Below are 24015 nucleotides of genomic sequence, written 5' to 3'. Positions count from 1 at the left end.
TTCTTATAAAATGTAACTACACAAATTATTTTGACGTTTTAAAAATTGAGAAGGCTGTAACTGCAAAAAGAAAAAAAGCAAAAAATAAAATAGTCAGATAAATATATGAACGACTAGGAATCACACCATTAATTTCAAAATTAGGAAATGTTGCAAATTTATCTCCAACTCGCACAAGCTGGCGTGACAATTGGTTAGGATCTTTTAATTTGGAATTTGAAAGGTCAAGAGGATCTGATCCTAATATAGAACGAAATTGAGGTTGAATGTTTTCAATTCTTGGTGGCCAAACATTTGGTGTTAGAAAAAAATTTGACAGTAAATTTCGCAAAGCAGCATTGTGCTCCGGCATCATAAAAATAGTAACACCAGGTAAAGTTTGTAAATTTGCCGCTTGCCATTTAGCAGTCCCCAATGAAGCTGGTAGAGAAAACTCTGCGCTGATTTGATTTACACCTTCAGTCAATTCAAGATTTAAAACAGGATTTTCCTGTTCCCCATTTTTTTCAAGTGTAGCATTTCTAGCTCCAATAACTTTTAAATCAGTAAAACCTTTTGGTAATGGCAGTAACAATAATGTTCCTTTTGCTTGAAAAATATTGGTAAACATCCCAACGTAATATACTTTTACTTCACCCATTGCTGGCATTAAAATGTATTGATTTACAGATGGTAACCAAAATCCAGTTTTATCCAAAATTGTAGGAGGAGGAATGACAACATCTGCAGGAATATTCTCATTTTTTTCTTTTTCTGTGGCATAGGCTTTTAAAGAAAGCATATTACAAAATAAAAAAATAAATCCAAACACAACGGCAAGTAAAAGCAACAAATCTTTTTTTATATTTCCATTTTCTTGGATGTTTACTGGTTTTTTAATTTCATTAGGAAATATTGGCAATTCTTCATCTACAAATTTAGTGCATATCACAAGTAAACTTTGATAAATTTCTCCATCACTTAGGATATTAACTTCTTTTAATTCGGATTCTCCATATATTAATTTTTGAAATAATGCATTTCTTAAAATCAATATATTTTTTAATTCAGTTTCATTTTGAAAAACAAAGCTTCTTTTTAATATATCTTTGTTCCCAAAATTACTTAGCATAGGATATAAAACAAAAAAGATTAAAGGAATGGCTAAAGTAATACAAATTATTAGATTTATCAACATTTTCCAATTTCTTCCTTTTTTATTTTCACAAACTTTTTAATTTCTTGCAATAATTTCTCGTTTTCTATATGCATCTTATTTCTTGCTCTTTTTAGACAAAAAATAATAAATAATGGACCTAAAATAATTCCTAATACAGGAATTAACCAAATAAGAAACCCTAAAGAAGATTTTGAATCTGGTTCTCTTAAAATCCATGGGCCATAAGCTTTTTTGAAGTAGTCAATAATTTGCTCTTTATTTTTGCCTTCCGTTAATTGCTTTTCAATTTCAGTGCGCATTGCAACACTTTGCAAAGTATCACTTTCTAGTACACTCATTCCTATACAAGTTGGACATCTTAACTCTTGTGCTACATCTACTAGTTTTGGATCTAGCTGCAAAACAGGAACTAATTTAGGCTCAGATTGAGCGAAAACCGATCCTGACAATCCAAAAGAAAATAGCGAAATAATAAAAATTATTAACATACTAGAACTTATTTTAGAAGAAGATTTGCTATTATTACTAGATAAAATTAAAGCTAAATAATCGTCAACATTAGTATCTTTTATAGTTCCATTTTCATCAATTTCTAATGATCTTTTTCTAATTTTGTGTGAAACAGCAATGGCAGCTCCAAGTATCATAATTAATAAACTTGTCCATACTAATTTTACAGTAGGATTCCAATTAATTTTTAAAGACACAGATTGAGAATTAATATCAAAAGATGCCAAAACAATATAAAGATCATGCCAAATTGTAGAATGAATTCCTATTTCATTAAACCACTGTTCATTATTTGTAAATTTACTCCGCATAGGTAAAATGAAAACTTCTTCTTTTGAATCTTGTTTAACAGCTTTTATTTTATTTATGACGTACTGCGCATTATACTCACGGTTATATCCCAATCCTTCATTTTTTAAAATATATCCATTGAATTCTGTTGATTCATGTAATTTTAAATTTACTTCAGCTGATACACCTCGGTAGTTACCAATAAAACCAGCAATTGCACATAAAAATCCTAAATGAATAATAATAGATCCAAGATAAGGTCTGTTATAAATAATAAATAATTTAGTGTTCCACCTTAAAGCTTTTAATTTATAAATTAAATCCATTATTAGTACTAAAGATGTCCAAATTATAATTTGAAAGGCAATTGTGTTTTTAAAATCCAATGCATGTTCTAATTTAATGAAATATGTTAAAGCACCTGCCAAAATAAATGGTAACAATAAACAATAGATTGGATTTGGAATTTTCCCATTTTTCCAACGAAATAAATTCCCAATTCCTAATAACAGTACTAAACCAAAACCAATCCAAGGAGCAAACGCATTAAAAAATGGCTGTTGTATAGATATTTTTATACCACGCGTTGCCTCTACCACTAAAGGTAAAATAGTCCCAATAAAGACCAAAGCTAGGAGAAAGAGAAAAAAGAATATGGTAAAAAGCAAGGCACTTTCTTTAGATACACGCCAATCATTTGCTTTTGCAGCACCAGGTAACAGATAACCTCTCAGTAAAACAAGACCTGTGGTTAAAGTTAACAAAAAGACAACCCATATAAGATAAGCGGGACCAATTTCACTTTCAGCAAAAGAATGAACACTACTGATAACACCAGATCGAGTAATAAAGGTACCTAAAAATGTTAAAGCAAAAGCTAACATATTCAAAAATAGTAGTAATCTTGGTAATCTACCCGTTTTATCGGTAATAAGAAGGGTATGTAAACCCGCTGTCAGTGCTAACCAAGGCATAAAAGAACTGTTTTCAACAGGATCCCATCCCCAGTAACCACCCCAACCTAATTCTACATAGGCCCATTTTCCTCCCAAAAAAATTGCAATTGTTAAAACCGCCCAACTATATAGGCTCCAGGTTCTAACTGTTGAAATCCACTGCGGTGAAAATTTTCCATAAATTAAAGCTGCAAATGAATAAGCAAATGGCACGATTAATAAACAATACCCCGTAAAAAGCATTGGTGGGTGAATAGCCATATATGGGTTCTGGAGAAGAGCATTCATCCCTTCGCCAAATTTTCCAGCAGGAAATAATCTTTCTAGGGGAGCTGAGTAAGTAACATTCAAAAATAACATAAAAAATAAGGAACAACCATATGCTAAACATAGCGCAGGAAAATAAGAATTATTTTCTTTTTTCACAGTTACAAGAGATAAAGTAACAATTGCGCTCATTAAAAGAGTCCAGAGTAAATGGCTGCCTTCAAGAGCACTCCAGAATGAAGTAAACAAATACAAAGGCGGCATATCAATGGAAGAATGTTTATAAACATATTTAACTGAAAAATCATGAAAAAATATAGCGTTCCAAAGGATTAAAGAAGAAAATAAAACACAAAAAAATACACATATTAATGCATTTCTCGCACTTGAAATAACAGCAATATTTGGTTTAAATAATGAATAACCACCCATTAGCAAACCATAAATAGAAAATAAAAAAGCAAGGCAAAAAGAAAAATAGCCAACTTCAATCATATAAAATCACCACTTTACTTGAGGTGGTAGTGAACAAAAAATTGCTTCATAATTTCCACCTGACATAAGTCCAAATTTTGTTCCACGATCATACACTAAATTAAATTCTGCATACCTTCCGCGCCAAAAGTGATGTTTCTCAATAAGCTCTTGATCATAGGGGGTATCTAATCTTCTTCCCAGTATTTCAGCGTAAGCCCTAGCAGCAAATTGCCCAACATCAAGTAACAGAGAAAAATCCATATTATTTTTAATTTTTAAATAATCAAAAAATATTCCCCCTACACCACGTTCTTCTTTTCTATGTGGAATATAGAAATAGTCCTTAGCCCAATTTTTGAACTTTGGATAATCTGCTATCTGTTTATTTCTTTCACACACATCAGACATTGCAGAATGAAATAAATTTGTATCATCATCAAAAGGTAACATTGGAGTTAAATCCGCTCCTCCACCAATCCAAGTCACAGGATTGTCCTTGTCAAAAACCTTTAAGCACCTAATATTCATATGCATAATAGGAGCAAAAGGATTTCTAGGATGAGAGATTAGAGACACGCCAGCTGCCGCAAAGGGCTTATTTGCATACTCGGATTCTGTTGAAGGATAATTTTCTCCCCAAACACAGCTTAAATTCACTGCTGATTTTTCAAGATGATTGGCTCTAATTATAGACATAACTCCACCACCATCAAGATTTCTAGTTGGATTATGTTTTCTAGCATCCCAAGATTTAATTGTGCAAAGCTCTTCACCTTCAAGAGAATTGAACAGCAATTTATTTAGATTTCGAACGTATATTAGTAAATGAATAAACTCAGCTGGAAAGCAAACCGATTCACTTTTTTCTGCGGGAAAAAACTCCCATATAGGATCAGTTTTATTAGAATCTGATAGAGAATGGGATAAGAGTTGATCGAGTTGAAGAATTGGATTATTTTCTAAAAACTCTTTACCACGAAGCAAAGCACTCATTTGTATATTCTCCTTCACATGGATTCCTGACCGAATCCAACAAAGAGATACACCTGATAGCAGGTCAATTGCAATTGTCTGAGGAATATTCAGAGTAAAATTGTCATATTTTTATATTTTATATTTTTTTCTTTTTGCGTCGATAGCATTCCTGCTAATACCTAAAGCCAAATGCGCCTTAGCAATACTATCATGTCTTTTCATAGCTTTAATCAATATATGCTTTTCTATTTCATCTATAATTTCATTTAAAGGCGAATCAGTTTGCAATGCTTTTTCAAGCATTTTGATAACAGCTAAGTCATCACTTATAGATTCTTTTGGAAAAGAGTCTAAATTAGGATTCTGCAAAGAAGGTGACTTTAATTGCTCAAATTTAAAAGTCATAGGTTCTTTATGTGGAATCACCAAATGATTTATATTGAGCTCTTCCTCATGCAATTGAGAATTAATAAGCATTCTTTGAAGAACTCTAAAAAGCTGCCTAATATTACCTTTCCAAAGACATTTTTGACACATTCTACTAATTTGCAAAATAAGATCATCGGAAACTTCTATATTTTCACGTTTAAAAAATACACTAATAAACAAAGGAATGTCTTCAAGTCTGTCCCTAAGAGGATCAAGAACTATTTCTGCGCCACTAATTCTATACTTAAAGTCTGCAAGCATTCTTCCTTCTTCGACTTCTTCATCCAAATCTTTCGTAGTTGCTACAACAAGTTGAAAATAAGAATGGATCATGCGCATGTCACCAACTCTATTGTAACTTCCATCATTCAAAACTCGTAATAGTTTTCTTTGTGTAGTGAGATCTAATGTATGAATTTCATCTAAAAATAAAATGCCGCCATCTGCAGCTGCAACATAACCATTTGTAGTTTCATTCGCACCTGTAAAAGCTCCTTTTTTATGACCAAACAAAAGTGAGGATGTTAAATCATTATCAAGTAAGGCACAATTTACTGTGACAAATGGAATCATTCCTTCTAACTCTACTCTTTTTTTATGTAATATTTTTGCAAATTCTTCTTTACCAGTACCTGTTTCACCATATAATACTAATGGAATTTTTTTATTTTTTGCCACTCCACTTAAAAATTTATCGTGTTTATTTGAAACAATTATTCCATTTTTATAAATTTTAAAATATGGATTATTATCAAGAAATTTATTGCCATTTACTTTTTCTTGCTGAGTTAAATTAGTGGAATGCTTTTTTTGTAAAGCAAGTTTAATATAAATAAGTATTTCATCTGAATTATAAATAGGTTTTCTCAAAAAATGAGTAACACCTAATTTAATAGCTTTATCAAAAATTGTTTTATCTAAATCATGTGACATAGCTAACACAGTAAGTTGAGGCTGTGACTCTAAAGCATATTCAATTAAATCAAAACCAGAATCTTCAATATTATGATCTTTTAAATTCTTTAAATGAATGTCAGTTAATAAGATGTCGAATCCATTAATCGCTAAAGAATTTTTTGCGTCCTCTAAGTTAGTAGCACCAAAAGAATGCAAACCACAGCCCTGAGCAAAAGCCATATATTTCTCAAGCTCTTCTTTATTGTCTTCTACAATTAAAATACTTAGTTCATCATAAAGCATAACTATCCACCATTACTTCTTAATAAATTGAATAACTTTTTTTAATATTTGTTGTTCAGAATAATAGTCTTTATGTAAAACTACAGCAATACCTTGTGATAATGCCTTTTCTATTACATCAGAACTTGTATCAGTATAAATACAAAAACAATTTAATAAATCATATGATTTTTCTAAATGTGAAGTAAAATCTACTTCAATATTTCCAGGCCAATTAATATTTTTCAACATATTAAGAACTTCTTGATTTTCAATAATTAAAATTAGCTTATTACGTAAAGGTTTTTCAGTATTTTTACAATTCATATTAGACTTTACTTTACAAGTATTTTCAGAAAAATATGTTAAAACATTTGGTATTAAAAAAGAAAACACAGTTAAATTATTTCTTCTAAAATAAGAAACTCTACCTTGATGAATATCTGCAACAAATTTAACATAACTAAGACCCAAACCTGTGCCTTCTAATTTATTATTTGTAATTCTCCATTCAAACATTTTATCAATCATTTCGTTTGAAACACCTTTACCATCATCAATTACTTCAATATATAGTTCATTATTATCTGTTACTTTCCATTCAATAAAACAAGAACTTTGACAATAAAATATAGCGTTTCTTAATAAATTTTGTATGCATCTTTCTAACTTAACATGATCACAATAAATGATAGGAGTTAGTGTACTAGGTTTACAATTTATTTTTATTTCTTTCTTCTTTGCATACCAACTGACTTCTGAAATAATTTTAGAAAAATCGAAATTATCATTTTTTAAATTAATAATTTTTTCTTTTTTGGGATCACGAATATTTTCAATTAAAGAATAAACTTTTAACAATGCAATGTTAGATCTTTTATAAATTTCCTCATTATTAATTAATGACTTATCATGAAGTAGTTCTTCAAAAACGGAAATAGGGCTTTTTAAATCATGAACAATTTGTGAAACAATTTTTCCATTATTAATATCATTTTGATGTTTAATTAAAGAATTTAGCATTTGAATTTTCTCAGCTTCAAATTTTTCAAGTTTTCTTAAAGATTTTAATAATGTTATTCTTAACCAGCGTATATGATTAAATTCAAACTTATTTTTAAATTTAAAGACAGATGAATTTAAGTTATTAAGATTAAATTTTTTAATAAAGATAAAAACAGGAGCTATAGCAAAAATGGTTATCAGTAAATATAATACAAAAAATACAAAGATCACAATAAAATCAATATGTAACATTTTAGCAAGCAATTGATTACTCATTATTTTAAAGCTAGATTTACTAGAACCAATTAAAACCAATAAGTTTTTATCAATATTAATATTTACTACTTTTGCAACAAAGAAATAATTAGGAAATAAAGAATTTAATCCTAAATTTTTAGCTGAATATAATTCATTTTTATTGGATTTTTCTGTATCATTAAATATTATTTTTAGATTATTAGTTTTAACTATTTGATTTTCATCAAAACCATAAGGAGTAATTAAACTATTATTCATAGGATTATAAAAAATATACACAAAATTATCTTCACTTAAAAAAATTTCTTTAGATAATGAAAACAAATCATCATCAGTACCAATTTTCATGTTACTTAGTACTAGTTGAAGTAATTTTTTCTGCTGTTGTAACGATATGTTTAACAAATATTCCTGATTAAAATCAAGAAAACTATCAACACGATACTTTTTTGTTAAAAAACTTAAGCCACCAATAATAACATAGAGGATGGAAATCCAAAATAATATGGACCTGTATACAGTTTTAGATTTGCTAAATTTTAATGATTTTTTAATAGGAGCATAAAATTTTTGTAATTTTCTAGATTTTTTAACAAATTGCTCGCCCATTAAAATCAGCCTCCACATTATTTAACGCAATTTGTTCTTTAATTTCATGGATATTTAGCATTAAAATTCATATCACACTTGCAAAACAAACTTCCAGCAGAAAGGTAACTTGATTAGCTATTTGTATCAAGGGATTTTTTTGATATTTTGGAATGCTAGGAAGGTCTTTCTAATATTTTAATAACATATTGATATTATTGATATATACAAAAATGGTGTTCTTTTTGTCAATTCTTTTTGCAACCATATTTTTGTTGAAATTAAAATTAAAGTAATTATAGTAAAACATAACGCTTATATGTTAGCGTTACACAAGTGCTTAAATAAATACTTATTACAGCACTTATTAGCATTTATTCTATTAATTAGAGAGGTTTATTTGATCCGTGAAAAAATCAAAAAAAAAAATTGCGCTTGCTTTAAGCACCTCTCTCATTGCACTAGTAGGACTTTCATTTTCTAATACTGCCTTAGCGCAAGATAGCCCATCAGGACTAGAAAATTTGAAGACAAATGCCGAAAATGCTCAAACTGGCGTGGATTCTGCTACTAGTACTGCTAATTCCGCGAAAGATACTTCAAAATCTATCAATGAATTTTTTAGCTCAGATGATGACCCAAAAGGGAAAGAATTAAACCCAAAGCAGAATAGCTCAACGTTACAGACCAGAGAAAAGCCTGGAAATATTTTTGACAGAATATTTGGTAGAGTAACAGGAGTGCAAATTTATACCCAAAAAGATGCTAATAATAATACGTCTATATTAAGTGAAATTGTTATTGTATATAAACAAGAACTTTATCAACAAATACAAGAAACACGAGTTAAAGATTGGTTCACCTTATCCCAAGCCAATAAAAACTTAAGAGTTTCTAATGATCTGCAAATTTATCGTTTTGAAACTACTCCTGACCTTACTTATTCTGAATATTTACTAGATATAAATTCAAGTGCATTAGGAGCATTTTTATTTACTCGCACACAGAACAATTTAAATTCATTACCTATTAAATTAAATCCTTATAAAAATACAAGAATAAAGTATTTCACATTTGGATTTAACTTTAACCAATATCCGGAGTAAAAAATGGAAATTAATGCATATCAAATACCCCAAGATAATGATTTATATATTCAGCAAAATCTAATTACAGAAGTTTCTCAAAATAACAGTAAAGATAGTTTCCATATTTTTGCCTCCCAAAGTGGGGCTTATACACAAATGAATGGGCAAAATATATTTCCAACTACTACCGAATTAGGTATTGAATTAAATCACTATTTTCAAACTTCATTATTTTGTACATATACTTTTCAAAATTTTACAATAGATGAAAAAAGTAACGAAACAATTAAAAACTTTTGGTATTGCGGAAATAGTTTAGCCGTAATTCCTTTTGCATCATCAGTAGTACATCCAAAATTAAAAATATATGGTGGCGCTGGTCAAGCGTACGGAGAAAATACCACACCTGGAATATTAAATAAAAGTATAGTTCTTTATTTCTGGGCATTAACACCTGTTCTAACTGCTGAAGTTAATATTTCTGAAAATTTTAAATTCAATATTGGTGCAGGATATCAACTCATTATGTCGGATTATAAAAATCTAAGTGATACATCAAATATTGAAGGTGTTGCTTCTATTTCTTATAACTTTAAATAATAAAAAGGATTTAATTATGAAAAGTTTGAAAGATATTCCTGATAAAGTAATGTGGCATGATGGTATGTTACTTTCACCACAGCATTTTCAACAAGCATTTAGTAGAGTGGAAAACATTTTTCAATTCTCTATGAATCAAAATTTATATTACCCTTTTGGAATTATTAATCTTAGATATGAAGAAAACACTTTTACTAATGGTCTTTTAAAAATTGAAGAATTAGAATGTATTTTTCAAGATGGTTTAGAGTATTACTTTAATTCTTTTAAAGATAAATTTTCTCTTGAATTTGATTTAACTAAATACAAAGATCTTCTTATTAAAAAGCCTTTAACATTAGTTGTTTGTGTTCCGAAAAATGAAAAAAATAATTACATTTTAAATTCTACTTTTTCCCGTTATAAATCAGTGAATATTGATGCATATTCATTAGATGAAAATACAGGGGAAGATGAAATTTATATTCCTCGCTTAAAACCAAATGTATCTTTAGCTTTTGAGCATGAACTTGTATCTAATTATCTTGCTATACCAATTGCGAAAGTTTATGTTGAGAATAGCTTTTATAAAACTGAATTATTCACTCCGCCCATCACTAAGGTAACAAGTTCTTCTGAAATATGGAAAATATGTAATTCTATTTGTATGCTTTTGAGATATAAAATTCAAGATATCATGGAAGATATTCATAAATTTGAAAATGATGATTTTAAAAGTATATTCTTTAGTAGAAAAGAATCCTTAAAAAATCTAAAACTTTGTCTACCTAAGTTTGAAGCCTTTGTTTACTCTGAACAGATGCATCCCTTTCATCTCTATTTAGCTCTATATGATGTTTATAGTTCAATCACTTCAAATGATATTGATGAATTACCTAAGTCATTAATTAACTATGATCACTTTAATATCATGAGTAGCTTTCAAAAATTGCAACAGTTAATTATTGAGTTTTTAGAACGTGAAATTCCTACTGGATTCAAGCTTACTAAAATATCAAAAGTTGATAAACGTTTCCAAACAACAGTATTTACAAATGAAAATACTGTAGATAACCAAACTCATATTATCCTTGGATTTAAAAAGAATTATAGTGTATCACATGATAACTTCTCTAATTGGATAAAGTCCGCTGTAATATGTGATGAAGAATTATATAATTCAACTATTGAAAGAAAATCTTTAGGACTATCTAGAACTATCATTGAAAAATATGATTCTTTAATTCCTAAGAAAAGTATGTATTTAGTTTATATTAAACTTGAAGGCATAAAAAAAGATAAAATAAATTTAATTATTTCATCTAGCGTGCAAGAAAATATTCAATATCAACCGCAAGAAGTCATTTTATATTCTAGGAAGTAGACATGAAAAGTTTAGATTTATCTTCAATTGAATGCTTAATTTTAACGACTGAAGATGCTATAACATATTTCAGTACCAAAATTACTGATTACAATTCTAAAATTAAAAATATTGAAGATAATGAAAATACTTCTCATGAAAGTGGTATTCAAGATTTTCATTTAATTTCTTCTGAAATTGAAGAATTTATTTCTAGAAAAATTGATTCATTAAAGAAAAATAAAAAATATTTTGGCTCAGAAGTTCTTAAATATTTGAATTTTGCTTTAGTTGCTTTAGTTGATGAAATGATGATTACACAAAATTGGCCAGGGCAAAATTACTGGCGTGAACATAGCTTAGAAAGTAGGCTTTTATTATCAAATTCTGCTGGTGATATATTCTATGATAATTGTGAAAAAATATTGCTTAATCGTGATTATAAAACCCGAGAATTAGCTTACTGTTATTTTTTGTGTTTATCAGCGGGTTTTAAAGGAAAATATCATAATTTAAGTGATTTTGAAAAAATAGAAGTTATAAAAACTAATCTTTACCAATTTTATACTGAAAATAATACCGAGGTTGAAAACCAAAATATGCTTGGAGTTCTTCCTACTACAAACTATGAACCTAGTGATAATGAATTTGAAATTCGAAATAAGAAAATAAATTACTCATTAATTCTAACAAATATCTTCCTCTTTGCTGTTTTTCTTGCTTTTTCTATTTACATTTGGGTTTTAAATAACAATATATTAACAAAAAGTATCCAGTAAAACATAAAGAAGGCTTAAAATGACTCTAATTTTATTTTATATCGCAATTTTTTTAACAGCTCTTCTAGTATTTTCATGGTCTATATTTAACTATTGGAATCCTGATGTATCTAAATTATTTAAAAGTGAAAGAATTAAAAAATTCTTATATGATAGATATTGGTTCATAAATAATAAAAAAGTATTTAAAAATAAAAATTTATTTCTTGTTTTCTCAAATAACTTTTCTGAGTACTTTAAAGAATTATCTGAAGAATTGGATAGACCTGAAATATTAAATTTCTTTGTCGATCAAAAAAATGCATTTGAAATAATTAATATAAACAATACTTCGTTTGTATTTTTTAATCATTGTTTGTTACAAAATAACGAAGATCTTCAATCTATGCGTTTAGGTTTACACCTGCGGAATTTAATAAAAATAAGAAAAAGTCTTAGTATTGATGGAATTATATTTTTCCCTAATCAAAATGCATTCTCTAGGACAACTACTAATTATAAAGAATTATCTGAAGAGGCAACTAATTTTGCTAAAATTTTTAAATCAATAACAAAAAAATTAAAAGCAAAGGTACCTTTATTTTTTATTGATAATTCAAGGATGAATGAAGTACCACCTTTACATCTTTTTCCTTTAGCTGATGCGCAAAACGAACATTCTTCAATTTTCTCTTTTCATCATAAAACTTTAAGTAATGGGGATGATCTTTATAGAGAAATGAAAATAGCACTTGATTTGTGCGTTGAAAGCTATGAAAATCAAACTCAACATTATTTACTTACACTTGATCAAAATTTTCAATTAAAAGTAATACAATTCTTTTTTAATTTAAAATCTAATATAATTTCTTTTAATAAAAATTATAATGATTACTTTTATAAAAATATAAATGGTTCAGAGAAAGAATTAACTAATTCACATTATATTATTAATTTGAGCAGTTTTTATAAAAAGGACTCATTTGATGAAACTAGCTCTCAACTGCTTAACTTTTTTAAATATACTTCCATTAATTTAATCAATGGTTCACTTCTTTCTAAGGAATATATAAAAGAAAAGTTAAGAAACAGAACTATTTTAGCAACATTAACAATTATTAATCTTCTTTTTGTTGGATATTCATTATTTAGTTCAACAAGCTTTCTAACTGAAAAACGTTCTATTTTTTTGAAAAGTTTTGAAGAGTTAAATAAATTTATTGCCACAGGATACAATAAAATAATTAATGAAAATGAACATACTAATTTATTACAAAGTAAAATCTGTTCTTTAATAAATAACTCTAATACTCTTTCTAAAACAAATTTTCATTATCCCTTACTATATCCTTCATGGAACTCTGATATCTCGCAACAATATACGGACAAGTATAACTTTAATTTGGCGAAATTTATCTCGAAGGTTATGGTTCAAAGTTTTAATGATAAAGTTGCATCTCAACTTAATTCATTTAAATCAATTCAACCATCATCTTTTCAAAATCATGACGAATATTTGAAGGCAATTAATACATTTGTAAGAGATAATAAAAAAATTAGTGACATTTATGCATATTTAAATGGCAACACTAAAAATAACACTGAAGCCTTAACTTTAATGGCAAATTACTTGTATGGGCTTGATTGTGGAAAATCGATTGCTGAAAAAAATGTTTTTTCAGCTTTAAATTCAACTAACTTGTCACAATTTGTTAAACCAACTGTTACCGATTTTAACGCTAGATCTGTTGAAGCTTTAAAAAGTAATTTAGCGGCATACTTTATTTATTCTGAGCAAAATCACCCTTTGTATAAAGCACTAGACAAGGTTGATTCAGATATTATTTTTATTAAAAGCGGAAGCCATACAAGTAATAAATCTGATGAATTGCAATTTCTACACAACTTTATAAATGATTTAAATAGCCTTCAAGATAATTTATTAAAAAGTCAAAATGAATTAAAAGATGTTAATAGTTTTTATGGACCTAATTTCGTTACATTATTAGCAGATCTTGAAAAACACTCACTTTTTGGAAAAGCTTTTTCATCTCAAGTTTTAGAAGATGCAAAAAGAAATTTTGAAAAATTTAAAACAGATCTCGTACTATTTATTCCATTGGGTGCTAATTTCCCTATAATTTCAAGTAATGGTGGTCTATTTATTTTGAATTCAGGATTAGGCCAACTCGCTATGGCACTTGCTAAAATGGAAAATACATTTAATCAAGATAATGCCTTTGCTCAATCGAGTAATAAAGATATAAATTCAGATTTAAAACTTGTTTCTTTAAATCTTCCAATAAATTCTTTATGGGATATTGAAGCTCTTCAAAATCACTTACAAAAAGGAACTATTTTTGCGTCAGCCATGTCTAGTGTCAATCAAAGTTCTTTACCAGAAAGCTTAGCCTTATATTTCCAAAATATCTCTAAAACGTTAAGTTATCAGTATTGGAATACTAAATTAGCAAATTCAATCAAAGTATTTAGCGCAGCAAATGATCAACAACCTTCTGTTTATAGTAGTCAAATAGATCCTAATATACAGAATATCCAGATATCCGGTCCAATTTTAAAGTCCATATCTGATTTGTTAGTCTCAAGTAATAATTCTGATTTAAATATCTATTTAGGCTCGATCTTAAATCAACAAATAGTAAGACAAGCAAAAATCTATTCAAGATTACTTGAATTAAGCCCATTTTTTAATCCAAACCCTTCAGATTTTATGAATTGGTCAGGTGATAGTTCTCCGGCTTATTTAGGTTTTGGGGTAGGCTCTGATGATGACTTAAAAATGTATTTAAGTACTCAAAAGTCAAACTTAGAACAATTTTTTAATAGAAGTATTGCACCCTTACTTCAAACTAGAAGTTTATTTTTCAAAGATACTTCGGCTGTTTATGATAAATCATTGGAGAATTTGATTTCTTTACAAGACGCTTTATCTCCAACACCAAAAATAAATTCTTATGCTAATTTTTCAAATTTCATAAGCACTAATATGAATAATTTACGGACGGAGACATGCAGCAAATTTATTGCCCAACCGCCAGTTATAGGGGCTAGAGATTATTTCTCTTTAAAACAAAGAGAAATATACACAGCCTTAAGTAAAAGGTGTCAAAGCTTACTAATCAAACAAGCATATCAAAGCTATGATAAAATAGCTTTGAAATTTAATAACTTATTAGCCGGTAAATTTCCTTTTACTGCCGATAGTAAGTCATTAGACAGTGCTTCTATGGATGACATGGCAAACTTTTTCCAGAGTTTTAGTGAGTTTCAAAAGCAAGACTTACCTACTTTAAAAAACTTTAGCAATCTTTATAAAGGCAGAAATGATGTTCAAAGCTTTGTACAAAGTATTGCTAATGCCCAAAGTTTTTTCAACATTCAGACTGACAAAGATGGCAATATTTCTCCTACTAAATGGAATATTGATTTTGATTTTAGAACTAATTCTGATAGAGAAATTTTAGGAAATCAAATTATTAATTGGTCTTTACAAAGTGGAAATCAGTTGATTGGCTCAGACCAAGGGAATATTTTTAAAGGAAAATTTATTTGGAATTATTCAGATCCTCTGCAATTTTATGTAACATTAGCTAATACCTCCAAATATTCATTAGATAAATTTTCTCAAGATAAGAATATATTTATTACAAATAATACGATATACTATAATATTAGAAACCGCTGGTCATTATTAAAGTTTATTAATGACTATGCAGACTGTGCAAATATTAATTATTGTATTAAAAATACATTAAAATTTGAATTTCCAATAAATAACGATAAAAAAGTCTTATTTTTTGTCACAATTAATATTAAGAACAATAAGGGGTTACGTTTAAATATACCAAAACTTCCAACAGAAGCTCCTTATTTAGATAGAAAATATACAAAAAGTCAGGAAGTAGATTAGAAAACTTTTTGACTCGCTAAGGAAAGAGTTGATACCATGACTATTTTTTCATCCATTAGTGAAGTAAGTATAACTGAAAAATCAGCAATTTTTTTCGATTCTAAGATTCCAGAAAACAATAACATAGTAGAATCTTTTGAATTAAGTGAAGATGCTATTTCATCTATTTATAACTTAAAATTAGTTATTAAATTTCCTTATAAAAGCTTTAAAGAGGAAAATTTAAAAAGTGATATTTTAAATAAAAAAATTCAAGTTAAAATTGTTTATAATAAACTATCTGACGAAAAAAATGAGAAAATAAAGTACTTGAATGGAATTATAAAAGAAGCTTCTTTTATTGCTTTTACTGCTGAAGATTTTTTACTTGAATTGATTATTGTGCCTCCAGTTTTCCTAACAACTCAGAATAATGCTTTTCGCAGTTGGAATAAGGCAACTGCTAAAACTGTAATTTCAGAAGTCTTAAATGCCTATGCTAAACAAGATTTAACATTTGGTTTTGAACTTACTAAACCAAATGAAATTCTTACAAGAAAAAATATTGTTCAGTATGGTGAAACTGATTATCAATTTATCTGTAGACTTATGCATGAAGAGCATTTAAATTTTGTTCATATTCAATCTAAAGAAGGTGTTAAATTATTAATTACTGATGATTTAGAAAATAAAATTTTTAAAATAGAAGATGCAGTTCCTGTAAAAGTACAATTGAGCCACTCTATCTTAAATAAAAATATTAATAATTTTATTAATAACTTTTTTGGTTACAAACATACTTTAACTGATGGTACCCAACACGTTATTACTCAATATACTGATCCTCGAAATATTAAAAACATATTTACATCAGACACAAAATTAGAACAAGATCATATAAATTCATTTTATACAAAAGCTTATCATATAAAATCGGATAAATTACGTACTGAGGTCATCCCAACATCCTACACACTGAATGACCTAAATAGAAAAAATACTCTTAAAAATAAAGTATCATTTGTCCATTATTTAAATTTTCTTTCTATAGGCGATGTTATTGAATTTGTTTACAAGTCAAATAAAGATAAAAATTCTCCGCTAAAGCTTGGAAAATATATTGTATCTAATCTTGAACATAACTTTATAAAAGAACCACACTTTGTAGATGGAAAAAATACCTCCATTTATAATTATTCCGTTACTGTTACAGCTTATCCATTAGATGAAAAATTTATCGCTGATTATTCAGCTCTTTTAAGCAATTTAAAAATTCCTGCTCTAACAACTGGTATTGTCTATGGAGAAAAACCAGAAGACCTCATCAGTGAAATTGAAGAGTCTGTTCAATTTGTTGCCGTGGTTTTAGATTGGCCTAAAATAACAAAAGCAGAAGGTTCTTCCAATTCCAATAAGCCCATGTTTGTTTTAGCTAGAATGAGTCAATTCTGGGCTTCAAAAAACTCAGGAGCTATCTTTAACCCTCAACCAGGAGATGAAGTTTTAATAGGATTTCTCGATCACGATATAGAACAACCTGTTATTATTAGATATTTTTATAATTCAGAACACTTGCCACCTAAGTTAACTACTACTGAGGACCCCAATGGGTTAATTTTTAGAGGAATTGGCTTAGATTCCAGTCTTGAAAAAAACTTAAAGTTTACTTTTATAGACGAAAGTGAAAAACAAGGGAACGAAGTTAAAAATAGCGCAGAAATTATATTAACTAAAGAAGGATTGATTGAGAAAAACTCTAAAAATATTAAATTAAATACCACTGAAAATATTGAATCAAAATCTACTAAAAATACGGTAATTGAAGCAACCGAAAATCTACAAACTAAATCTACTAAAAATACGGTAATTGAAGCAACTGAAAATATACAAACTAAATCTACTAAAAATACGGTAATTGAAGCAACTGAAAATCTACAAACTAAATCTACTAAAAATACGGTAATTGAAGCAACTGAAAATACTACGATAAAAGCTGATAAAAACTTGGAAACAAAATCTAAAGTAGCAAAAGTAAAAGCTTCGAGTGGCGCAGAAATTAATGAGATTTCAATTTCTTAATTAAACTGCGCAATTCAAAAAAATTTTTATAAAGTTTGCCAGTTTTTTAGCAATCTCTCTTCAGGTGCGCCAATCTTTAAATCATACTGTTCAAAATAATCTTTTCCTGTCATATAAGAAACAACTGCATTTGCTGGAATACTTCCCAATTTTGCCCATTCTCTTTGTGTTGCATAAGGACGATTTATTCCAGCTCTATCAAAATGATCATTAACATCATAAAACGGGCCAGAGAGACTCGCAATTGAAGTATCAATTTTGTAAAGATGAGTATTTAAAACCTGTTGGGCAAAAACAGGATCTATATTTTTTACCATTCCGTAAGCTCCAGTTGAGACCCATTGACTATTATATTTTACTAAACTTCCTTGCTTTCCTAAGTTTCTTGGATCATTAGAGTAACTACCTGTGACATGTTCAATAAGCTCAACGGTCCCATTTTCATTCCACGGTTTAAACCCTTCCGAACGTATTATATTGGGTGGTCTTTGATCCCATCTGTAAAGAAACTGAGGAAGTGTTTTTCTATTAACAATTCGCCCTACTATTCGTCTCATTCGTTGAAATGATTCTGGTGGCATAATCTTCTCCTAGAAAATTAAGTATTTATTTTTTATTATTTTTTTTAACAACTATTTTTACAAATAGACTATAATGTAAAGGAATTCTTTAAACATGCTTTTCTCAAATAGAAAAAGATGTTTATACATTAATGAGTTTATACATTAAAAATAAAAAAAATAAAATGGTAATCTTAATGTAATATTTATAATATTTTAAAATAATATTTTTAAAGTAATTTTAAATTTATTTTTATAATAAAATAATTATTTATAATATATGGTATTAAATATAATTATAATATATATTTACTTAATTTTAAATGTATGAAAAGAAAAATATTAAATGGAGATGTTAATTAAACAAGTTATTCACTTAAGTTTTATTAAGACTTAAATCATTAACATATTTTAAAATTTATTATAAAATATAAGAAACTTATGCATAGGTCAAACAAAATGAATTCACTACTAAAAAAAATAAAAGCTTGTAAAATATGTAAAGCGCATCTTCCATATGCCCCCAAACCTATCCTTAATTTTAATTCTAACGCAAAAATAATGATTGTTGGCCAAGCGCCTGGTACAAAAGCCCATGAATCTGGTTTGCCTTGGAATGACAAAAGTGGTGATAGACTTCGTGATTGGCTTGGAGTCACTAACGAAGAGTTTTACAATCCAAATTTTTTTGCAATTGTGCCTATGGGATTTTGTTACCCTGGAAAAGGTAAAACAGGTGATTTACCTCCACGTACCGAATGTGCAGAGGCATGGATGCAAAAGATTTTAAAAGAACTTAAAAATATTGAAGTTATAATAACAATTGGAATCTATTCCCAGAAATATTTTCTTGATACACAGGGGAGTGTTACTGAAAATGTAAAACAATGGAAAAAATTTGCGCCCAAATTTTTTCCACTTCCCCACCCTTCCCCAAGAAATAATATATGGCTAAAAAAAAATATGTGGTTTGAAAAAAAAATTTTACCAGAATTAAAAAAGAAGATTAACGCAATAATGACTTAAACTTATTGTTTAACTACTCTTTATTAATCTTCCCAAAATGGTTTTGCTTGGAATGCAGGTGGTTTAAATTCATCAGTTTCATTATATTCTTCATTATAATTTTCTAAATTATATTGATTATTTGATTCTTCATAATTTTGCTGAAATGATGAACTTTGTTCTTCAGGTGAATGTTGAAAGTTATTTTGTTGATTTTCAGAGAAAGATGAGCTTCTCCCACCTGAAAAACCTTGCTCTTCTAGAGAAAATATTTCTGGTAGAACTCCAAAAATTTCTGCCAACTTTTCTATTTGCTTGTGGGTCAATATCCTTTTACCTAGAATAAATTCCATAGCAATACTAGGAGTCCCTAAAACTGAATATAGCTCCTCTAAAGACATTTTTTTATGTTCTAATAAGTCTAATATTATCATTCCATTTGTTGATTTGTAAGGTTCGTAGTGATTTAGCATTTCTTCTAATTCAGACATATTTTCTCCGAGTTTTACAATTTAATTTACTTTTTTGATTTGTCAAAATGTGACAAACCAAGAAGAGAAAAAATTTCTTGTGGCTTAGTCGTTGAACTAAATAATTCAATTAGAACACTATAAAGACTTTTTTTCCGCCAATCTAAAGCTCGTCTTATTAAATAGGGTGATGGAGAATGAGGATCATTTTTTAATAAAAACTCATTTGCTTTTTCAATTGCATTATATGCTTCTTGTACAGTATTTAGTGAATTTGAATTCAAAAATGTCATACTAGAATCTCCATTATTTGATTGAACAACTTTTTCTTCTTCGCTAGAAATTAAAGCTCTTCTTTCATTTTTATTTTCAAACGAACTTATTCTTTCTAAGTAAATAGGATTTAGAATTGCATATAATTCTTGAATTAAATTACTTAAATCATCGAAAGTAACATGGTCATCTTCATCTAGAACCAATAAAGGAATAAACTCATTTTCCAGAATTTCAAGATTTTTCATTATACTTTCTAAAGCAATATTAATTAATTTTACTTCAGAATCAGATTTTTCTTGAATAATTTGATTAATTTTACTTTTTGCTTGAATGCCTTCGTTTTTTCCATACGTTAATTGTGACTCATACCAAGACCAAGTAATATTTTCTTGATTCTGTTCATTTTGAACTTGAAAAGAATAACTTTTTATCCCCAGCATAGTGATATTTCTTAATGCCTTAAATGAAGCAGCTCGTAATTCAAAATTTCCATCTTGAATTGGTGGATTGATATTATCCCAATATGTACTGCAGTAATGAACAAACAAAGAAAGAACTTTGGCTAAGCCAGCAAATCCTTCTATTTTAAATTGCGCCTCTAATAAATAAGAAACAAGATTCAAATCTTTTGTTTGATTAAGCAATAAATCATAAGATAAGGAAACTATCTCACCCCAGCTTGAGGTTTCTGTTTGTTTCTTCACCCATATCCCTTGATTTTCATCATTTTCTTGAATTAATTTCGTTCTTAATTCTTTGATTTGAATAAGAGCTGCATTTCTTTTAAGATATTCACCACATGGTAACTCAGAAGAAATTGGAGCCAATAATTTATCTAAATTTGCTAACTCAAGTTGTTTATCTTTTTCGGCAAAATTCATTTTAAAAACTCCAATTTACAATACATTTAAAAGAGGTAATGTATATACGTGAACACATTTATTATTTTCAAATAATAATTTAACTAAACGAGAACGATTTAATACTTGTTTTTTCCCAGAAGAAATAAAAATATACTTTGTCAACTGAAGTTGGGATAGTAATTTTTCTAATCCATTTAATTCAAAATCAAATACTTCAATAGAAACAACAAACTTATTTACAAATGAATAAAAATGTCTTCCTAAAGTAGGAGATTTGTTGACAAGACGAGAAGATATTCTGTCTTCACCTAATTTAAACTGCTTATTATTTTTTATTTTTTTAGGACATCCCTCAATAAATTTTGGCTCAGAAATAAAGAATTTCCTAAGAAATATTACAACATCTCTTCTGTTAGAAAACTTAAACTGATTTTCGTCATTTTTTATTGAATAATTATAAATAAGATTTTTTTTATTTAATTCCACATAGTAATTTAAGTAAAGAATTTCTTTAATAAATATTTTTATGAAATTAATTATAATATTCTTCTGGTCTCTTGAGTGATGCGAAAAATTTTCTAAAATAAAATCAGGTATAAGAATTTTTAAAGGAAATTTTTGCTGCAAAAGATGACCATCATTCATTTTTATATTATAAATAGAAGTTGAAGAAAAAAATAATTTTTCATCAAAATCAATCCCATTGTACTCAAGTACTTGTCTTAAATACTGTGAAATAAGTTCTTTTTCAGAAAATGATAATTGTTTAGAAAAACTCTGTAAAAGATTCATAATTGCTCTACTTCAAAATGAATGAAAAAATTAAAATCACGAATATACTCAAAATAACTATTCATAAAATTCAATATAAAATAAGTTCCTTGTGGAAGATTATCTTTCTTATTAAACATTATTTTATATGTAATTCCTGGTATGTAATAAACTTGTTTTTTCCATAATTGTTGAGAAACTGATTCTTCACGAATAATATTAACTGATTTTGATAAAAATTGTTTTATCAAAGCTCTAATTGGATTACCTAAACTTGTCATATATTCAGCAATTTTTTCAAATTCATAAACATTTAACATATTTTTAGACATTAAATCTTGATCTAATTTATACAATAATTTTAATACTTCTATATTTCCAAAATGTTTTAAAGGTCTTCTTGAATACTTTGGCCAAAAAAGAGATACAGAGTTTTTTATTTTAATATCACGAGATCTGCATTTAAATTCAGTATAAGGTTTAATTGAAGTTGCTAAAATACCATTTGTACAAACGCCTTCAGGAAAAAGATAATCTGGCCATCTACCAAAATTAAGATCTTTTACATCATTCATAACTCTGATAAATAACGAACCATTATCTTGAGTAGAATTTTCAAATGATCTTCTAACCGACCATAAAATATTTTCAAATCCTAGAAGGCTAGGGATTTGATTACTTTCATTTTTATCATTATGAAAATTTTTTAATGTGAAAGAATCACCTGTTTTAGCATCGTAAGTTACAATTGTTTGCACAGATAAAAGTTCCGTTTGATTATCAAAATTACCCATAGGTCTAACTTGATATTCATCCTTATCTTTCTGACATTTTATTGGCTCAAGCTTTGTTTCAAAAAAGTTTGCAACTGGAACACAATTAACATTAAGAAATTGATTCCCTAATTTACTTAAAGAAGGTAGTTCATAAGAAAAAGGAACTACAATTTTTAGTTTTGAATTAGCATTAAAATTCAATTTTATATTTAAATTAAAAAACAAATATTTTTGAAAATAATTTAAGTAATCAAAAAAAGGGTAAAGCATATTATTTTTTTTATCTTGACTCTCAAATTTTATATATGGTGATATTTGATTTCTTGCTAATGAAACTGGAATTGGATTATCATCTATATATAATAAAAAGTTTTGTTTACTTGAAAACAAGGCATCATAAATAAAAATTGAAGTATAAAAATCTGAATCTATATAAATTGGTATTGATAAAGATTTATTTTTTTCTTCAAAAAGAGGTTTTTTCAATTGAAAATCTATTGAAAAAGCTTTGGTATGCGGAGAACTAAATCTCTGATATCGGTTAAAATTAACAATACTTGTTGATTCAATTCTAAAGGGAAATAAAGGCATTTCTTGAGTAGATGAAAACTGGCATTCAAACTTTTCTTGATTAAATGCACTAAATTTTGTGTTTTTAGGAAGCAATAATTGATTTGTATTTTTAAAGGAATTCAGCTCCGGAGTCAACTTTAAGACTGTTAAAGCAGAAACTGGCGAAATTAATTCAGGGAATAACTTATCAATAAAATTAATTGCATAATCATTTAAAGCCAATACTGATTTATGTTCAATTTGCGCGAACATATAAGCAAATGATTCAATTAATCTTTCTGTTTCGGGATCATTACTTTTGCGATATGATAGATCTAAATAAGGAGCCAGATCAGGATTTTGCTTTGAAAATACCTTTCCATTTTCTCTTAATTCATCAATAATATTAATATAATGCCGCAAAAATTCTTGGTTACTTGTTTTGCTATACATGGACAATAAACTCCCAAAGCGCAATTTTTAGTAGTAAATTCAAAACCAATTCTTCATCTACATAAACAGCACTTAAAGCAATTTTTGCCTCTTTTTTGAGAGGATCATAGCTAGTAAAAGATACATTCACATTTGACAAACGATGCTCAAAAGCAACTATAGACTTAGCTACTGTTAAACAAAGAATCTCAATATCTCGTTCAGATGTCATTGAAAGATGAGTAAAACTTGGTAATCCATAATTTACTACACTCATACTAGCTATATCAGTATCTAGAAAATCGCCTAATGGCAAAGAACTTCTAGTATTTAAAATATTACTAATATTTCTTACAATTGGAAAAAAAAAATCTTTTTTACTAGCTTGTGAATAAAAAAGCTTATGTAAATTTTCCATATCTATTACCTAAAAAAATCT

Annotated in this window: 18 protein-coding genes; 7 read left to right on the top strand and 11 right to left on the bottom strand. The window is 27.8% G+C overall.

Features of this window, described 5'->3' with window-relative positions; all coding sequences use genetic code 11:
• Window positions 1-25: 25 nt before the first annotated feature.
• The 5 genes from GOY08_RS02675 to GOY08_RS02655 all read right to left on the bottom strand — a co-directional run bounded on the left by GOY08_RS02675 (window position 26) and on the right by GOY08_RS02655 (window position 8115).
• A complete protein-coding gene (locus tag GOY08_RS02675) occupies window positions 26-1177 on the bottom strand; it encodes a hypothetical protein (protein WP_158997019.1) in 1152 nt (383 codons plus the stop codon).
• Window positions 1171-3678, bottom strand: a complete 2508-nt coding sequence (locus GOY08_RS02670; protein ID WP_158997018.1) for a cytochrome c-type biogenesis CcmF C-terminal domain-containing protein — start codon at window positions 3676-3678, stop codon at window positions 1171-1173. Before GOY08_RS02670 ends, GOY08_RS02675 begins: the two co-directional genes overlap by 7 nt.
• A 6-nt stretch (window positions 3679-3684) precedes the next feature.
• Window positions 3685-4653 carry a coproporphyrinogen III oxidase gene (locus GOY08_RS02665; protein ID WP_158997017.1) on the bottom strand — a complete coding sequence of 323 codons (969 nt, stop codon included), beginning with the start codon at window positions 4651-4653 and terminating at the stop codon, window positions 3685-3687.
• Window positions 4654-4764: 111 nt separating this feature from the next.
• Window positions 4765-6264, bottom strand: coding sequence for a sigma-54-dependent transcriptional regulator (locus GOY08_RS02660; RefSeq protein WP_158997016.1), 1500 nt, complete (start codon window positions 6262-6264; stop codon window positions 4765-4767).
• Between the two features lie 12 nt (window positions 6265-6276).
• Window positions 6277-8115 (bottom strand): sensor histidine kinase, encoded by a 1839-nt coding sequence (locus tag GOY08_RS02655; RefSeq protein WP_158997015.1) that lies wholly within the window; start codon window positions 8113-8115, stop codon window positions 6277-6279.
• Between the two features lie 386 nt (window positions 8116-8501).
• Here GOY08_RS02655 and GOY08_RS02650 point away from each other — a divergent pair, with 386 nt between their 5' ends.
• From GOY08_RS02650 to GOY08_RS02625, 6 genes are read left to right on the top strand one after another with little or no spacing between them, the layout of a single operon-like run.
• Window positions 8502-9200: a hypothetical protein gene (locus tag GOY08_RS02650; RefSeq protein WP_158997014.1), complete on the top strand. Its 699-nt coding sequence runs from the start codon at window positions 8502-8504 to the stop codon at window positions 9198-9200.
• A gap of 3 nt (window positions 9201-9203) precedes the next feature.
• Window positions 9204-9782, top strand: a complete 579-nt coding sequence (locus tag GOY08_RS02645; RefSeq protein ID WP_158997013.1) for a hypothetical protein — start codon at window positions 9204-9206, stop codon at window positions 9780-9782.
• A 16-nt stretch (window positions 9783-9798) separates the two neighbouring features.
• Window positions 9799-11145 (top strand): type VI secretion system baseplate subunit TssK, encoded by a 1347-nt coding sequence (gene tssK / locus GOY08_RS02640; protein ID WP_158997012.1) that lies wholly within the window; start codon window positions 9799-9801, stop codon window positions 11143-11145.
• A 2-nt stretch (window positions 11146-11147) separates the two neighbouring features.
• Window positions 11148-11903 (top strand): DotU family type IV/VI secretion system protein, encoded by a 756-nt coding sequence (locus GOY08_RS02635; protein ID WP_158997011.1) that lies wholly within the window; start codon window positions 11148-11150, stop codon window positions 11901-11903.
• 19 nt (window positions 11904-11922) lie between these two features.
• Window positions 11923-15813: a hypothetical protein gene (locus GOY08_RS02630; protein ID WP_158997010.1), complete on the top strand. Its 3891-nt coding sequence runs from the start codon at window positions 11923-11925 to the stop codon at window positions 15811-15813.
• A gap of 36 nt (window positions 15814-15849) precedes the next feature.
• Entirely contained in the window at window positions 15850-17871 is a 2022-nt protein-coding gene (locus GOY08_RS02625) for a contractile injection system protein, VgrG/Pvc8 family (RefSeq protein ID WP_158997009.1), read from the top strand.
• 26 nt (window positions 17872-17897) lie between these two features.
• On the opposite strand, the gene GOY08_RS02620 is transcribed toward GOY08_RS02625, so the two are convergent.
• On the bottom strand, window positions 17898-18452 hold the full coding sequence (locus GOY08_RS02620; protein ID WP_158997008.1) for a scabin-related ADP-ribosyltransferase: 555 nt from the start codon (window positions 18450-18452) through the stop codon (window positions 17898-17900).
• 438 nt (window positions 18453-18890) lie between these two features.
• On the opposite strand from GOY08_RS02620, the gene GOY08_RS02615 reads away from it, so the two are divergent.
• Window positions 18891-19457 carry a uracil-DNA glycosylase family protein gene (locus GOY08_RS02615; RefSeq protein ID WP_158997007.1) on the top strand — a complete coding sequence of 189 codons (567 nt, stop codon included), beginning with the start codon at window positions 18891-18893 and terminating at the stop codon, window positions 19455-19457.
• Window positions 19458-19480: 23 nt separating this feature from the next.
• Here GOY08_RS02615 and GOY08_RS02610 read toward each other — a convergent pair whose 3' ends face one another.
• The 5 genes from GOY08_RS02610 to tssE are packed head-to-tail and all read right to left on the bottom strand — an operon-like array spanning window position 19481 to window position 23994.
• Window positions 19481-19927, bottom strand: a complete 447-nt coding sequence (locus tag GOY08_RS02610; protein ID WP_158997006.1) for a hypothetical protein — start codon at window positions 19925-19927, stop codon at window positions 19481-19483.
• Window positions 19928-19953: 26 nt separating this feature from the next.
• On the bottom strand, window positions 19954-21063 hold the full coding sequence (locus GOY08_RS02605) for a type VI secretion system protein TssA (RefSeq protein WP_158997005.1): 1110 nt from the start codon (window positions 21061-21063) through the stop codon (window positions 19954-19956).
• 15 nt (window positions 21064-21078) lie between these two features.
• Window positions 21079-21837 (bottom strand): hypothetical protein, encoded by a 759-nt coding sequence (locus tag GOY08_RS02600; RefSeq protein ID WP_158997004.1) that lies wholly within the window; start codon window positions 21835-21837, stop codon window positions 21079-21081.
• A complete protein-coding gene (locus GOY08_RS02595; protein WP_158997003.1) occupies window positions 21834-23597 on the bottom strand; it encodes a type VI secretion system baseplate subunit TssF in 1764 nt (587 codons plus the stop codon). Before GOY08_RS02595 ends, GOY08_RS02600 begins: the two co-directional genes overlap by 4 nt.
• Complete coding sequence (gene tssE / locus GOY08_RS02590) at window positions 23590-23994, bottom strand: type VI secretion system baseplate subunit TssE (RefSeq protein WP_158997002.1); 405 nt, start codon at window positions 23992-23994, stop codon at window positions 23590-23592. Before tssE ends, GOY08_RS02595 begins: the two co-directional genes overlap by 8 nt.
• Window positions 23995-24015: the final 21 nt, after the last annotated feature.

It is taken from the genome of Pigmentibacter ruber, from assembly GCF_009792895.1.
Taxonomy (GTDB): domain Bacteria; phylum Bdellovibrionota_B; class Oligoflexia; order Silvanigrellales; family Silvanigrellaceae; genus Silvanigrella; species Silvanigrella rubra.
This window is presented reverse-complemented; position numbering and strand designations above follow the sequence as displayed.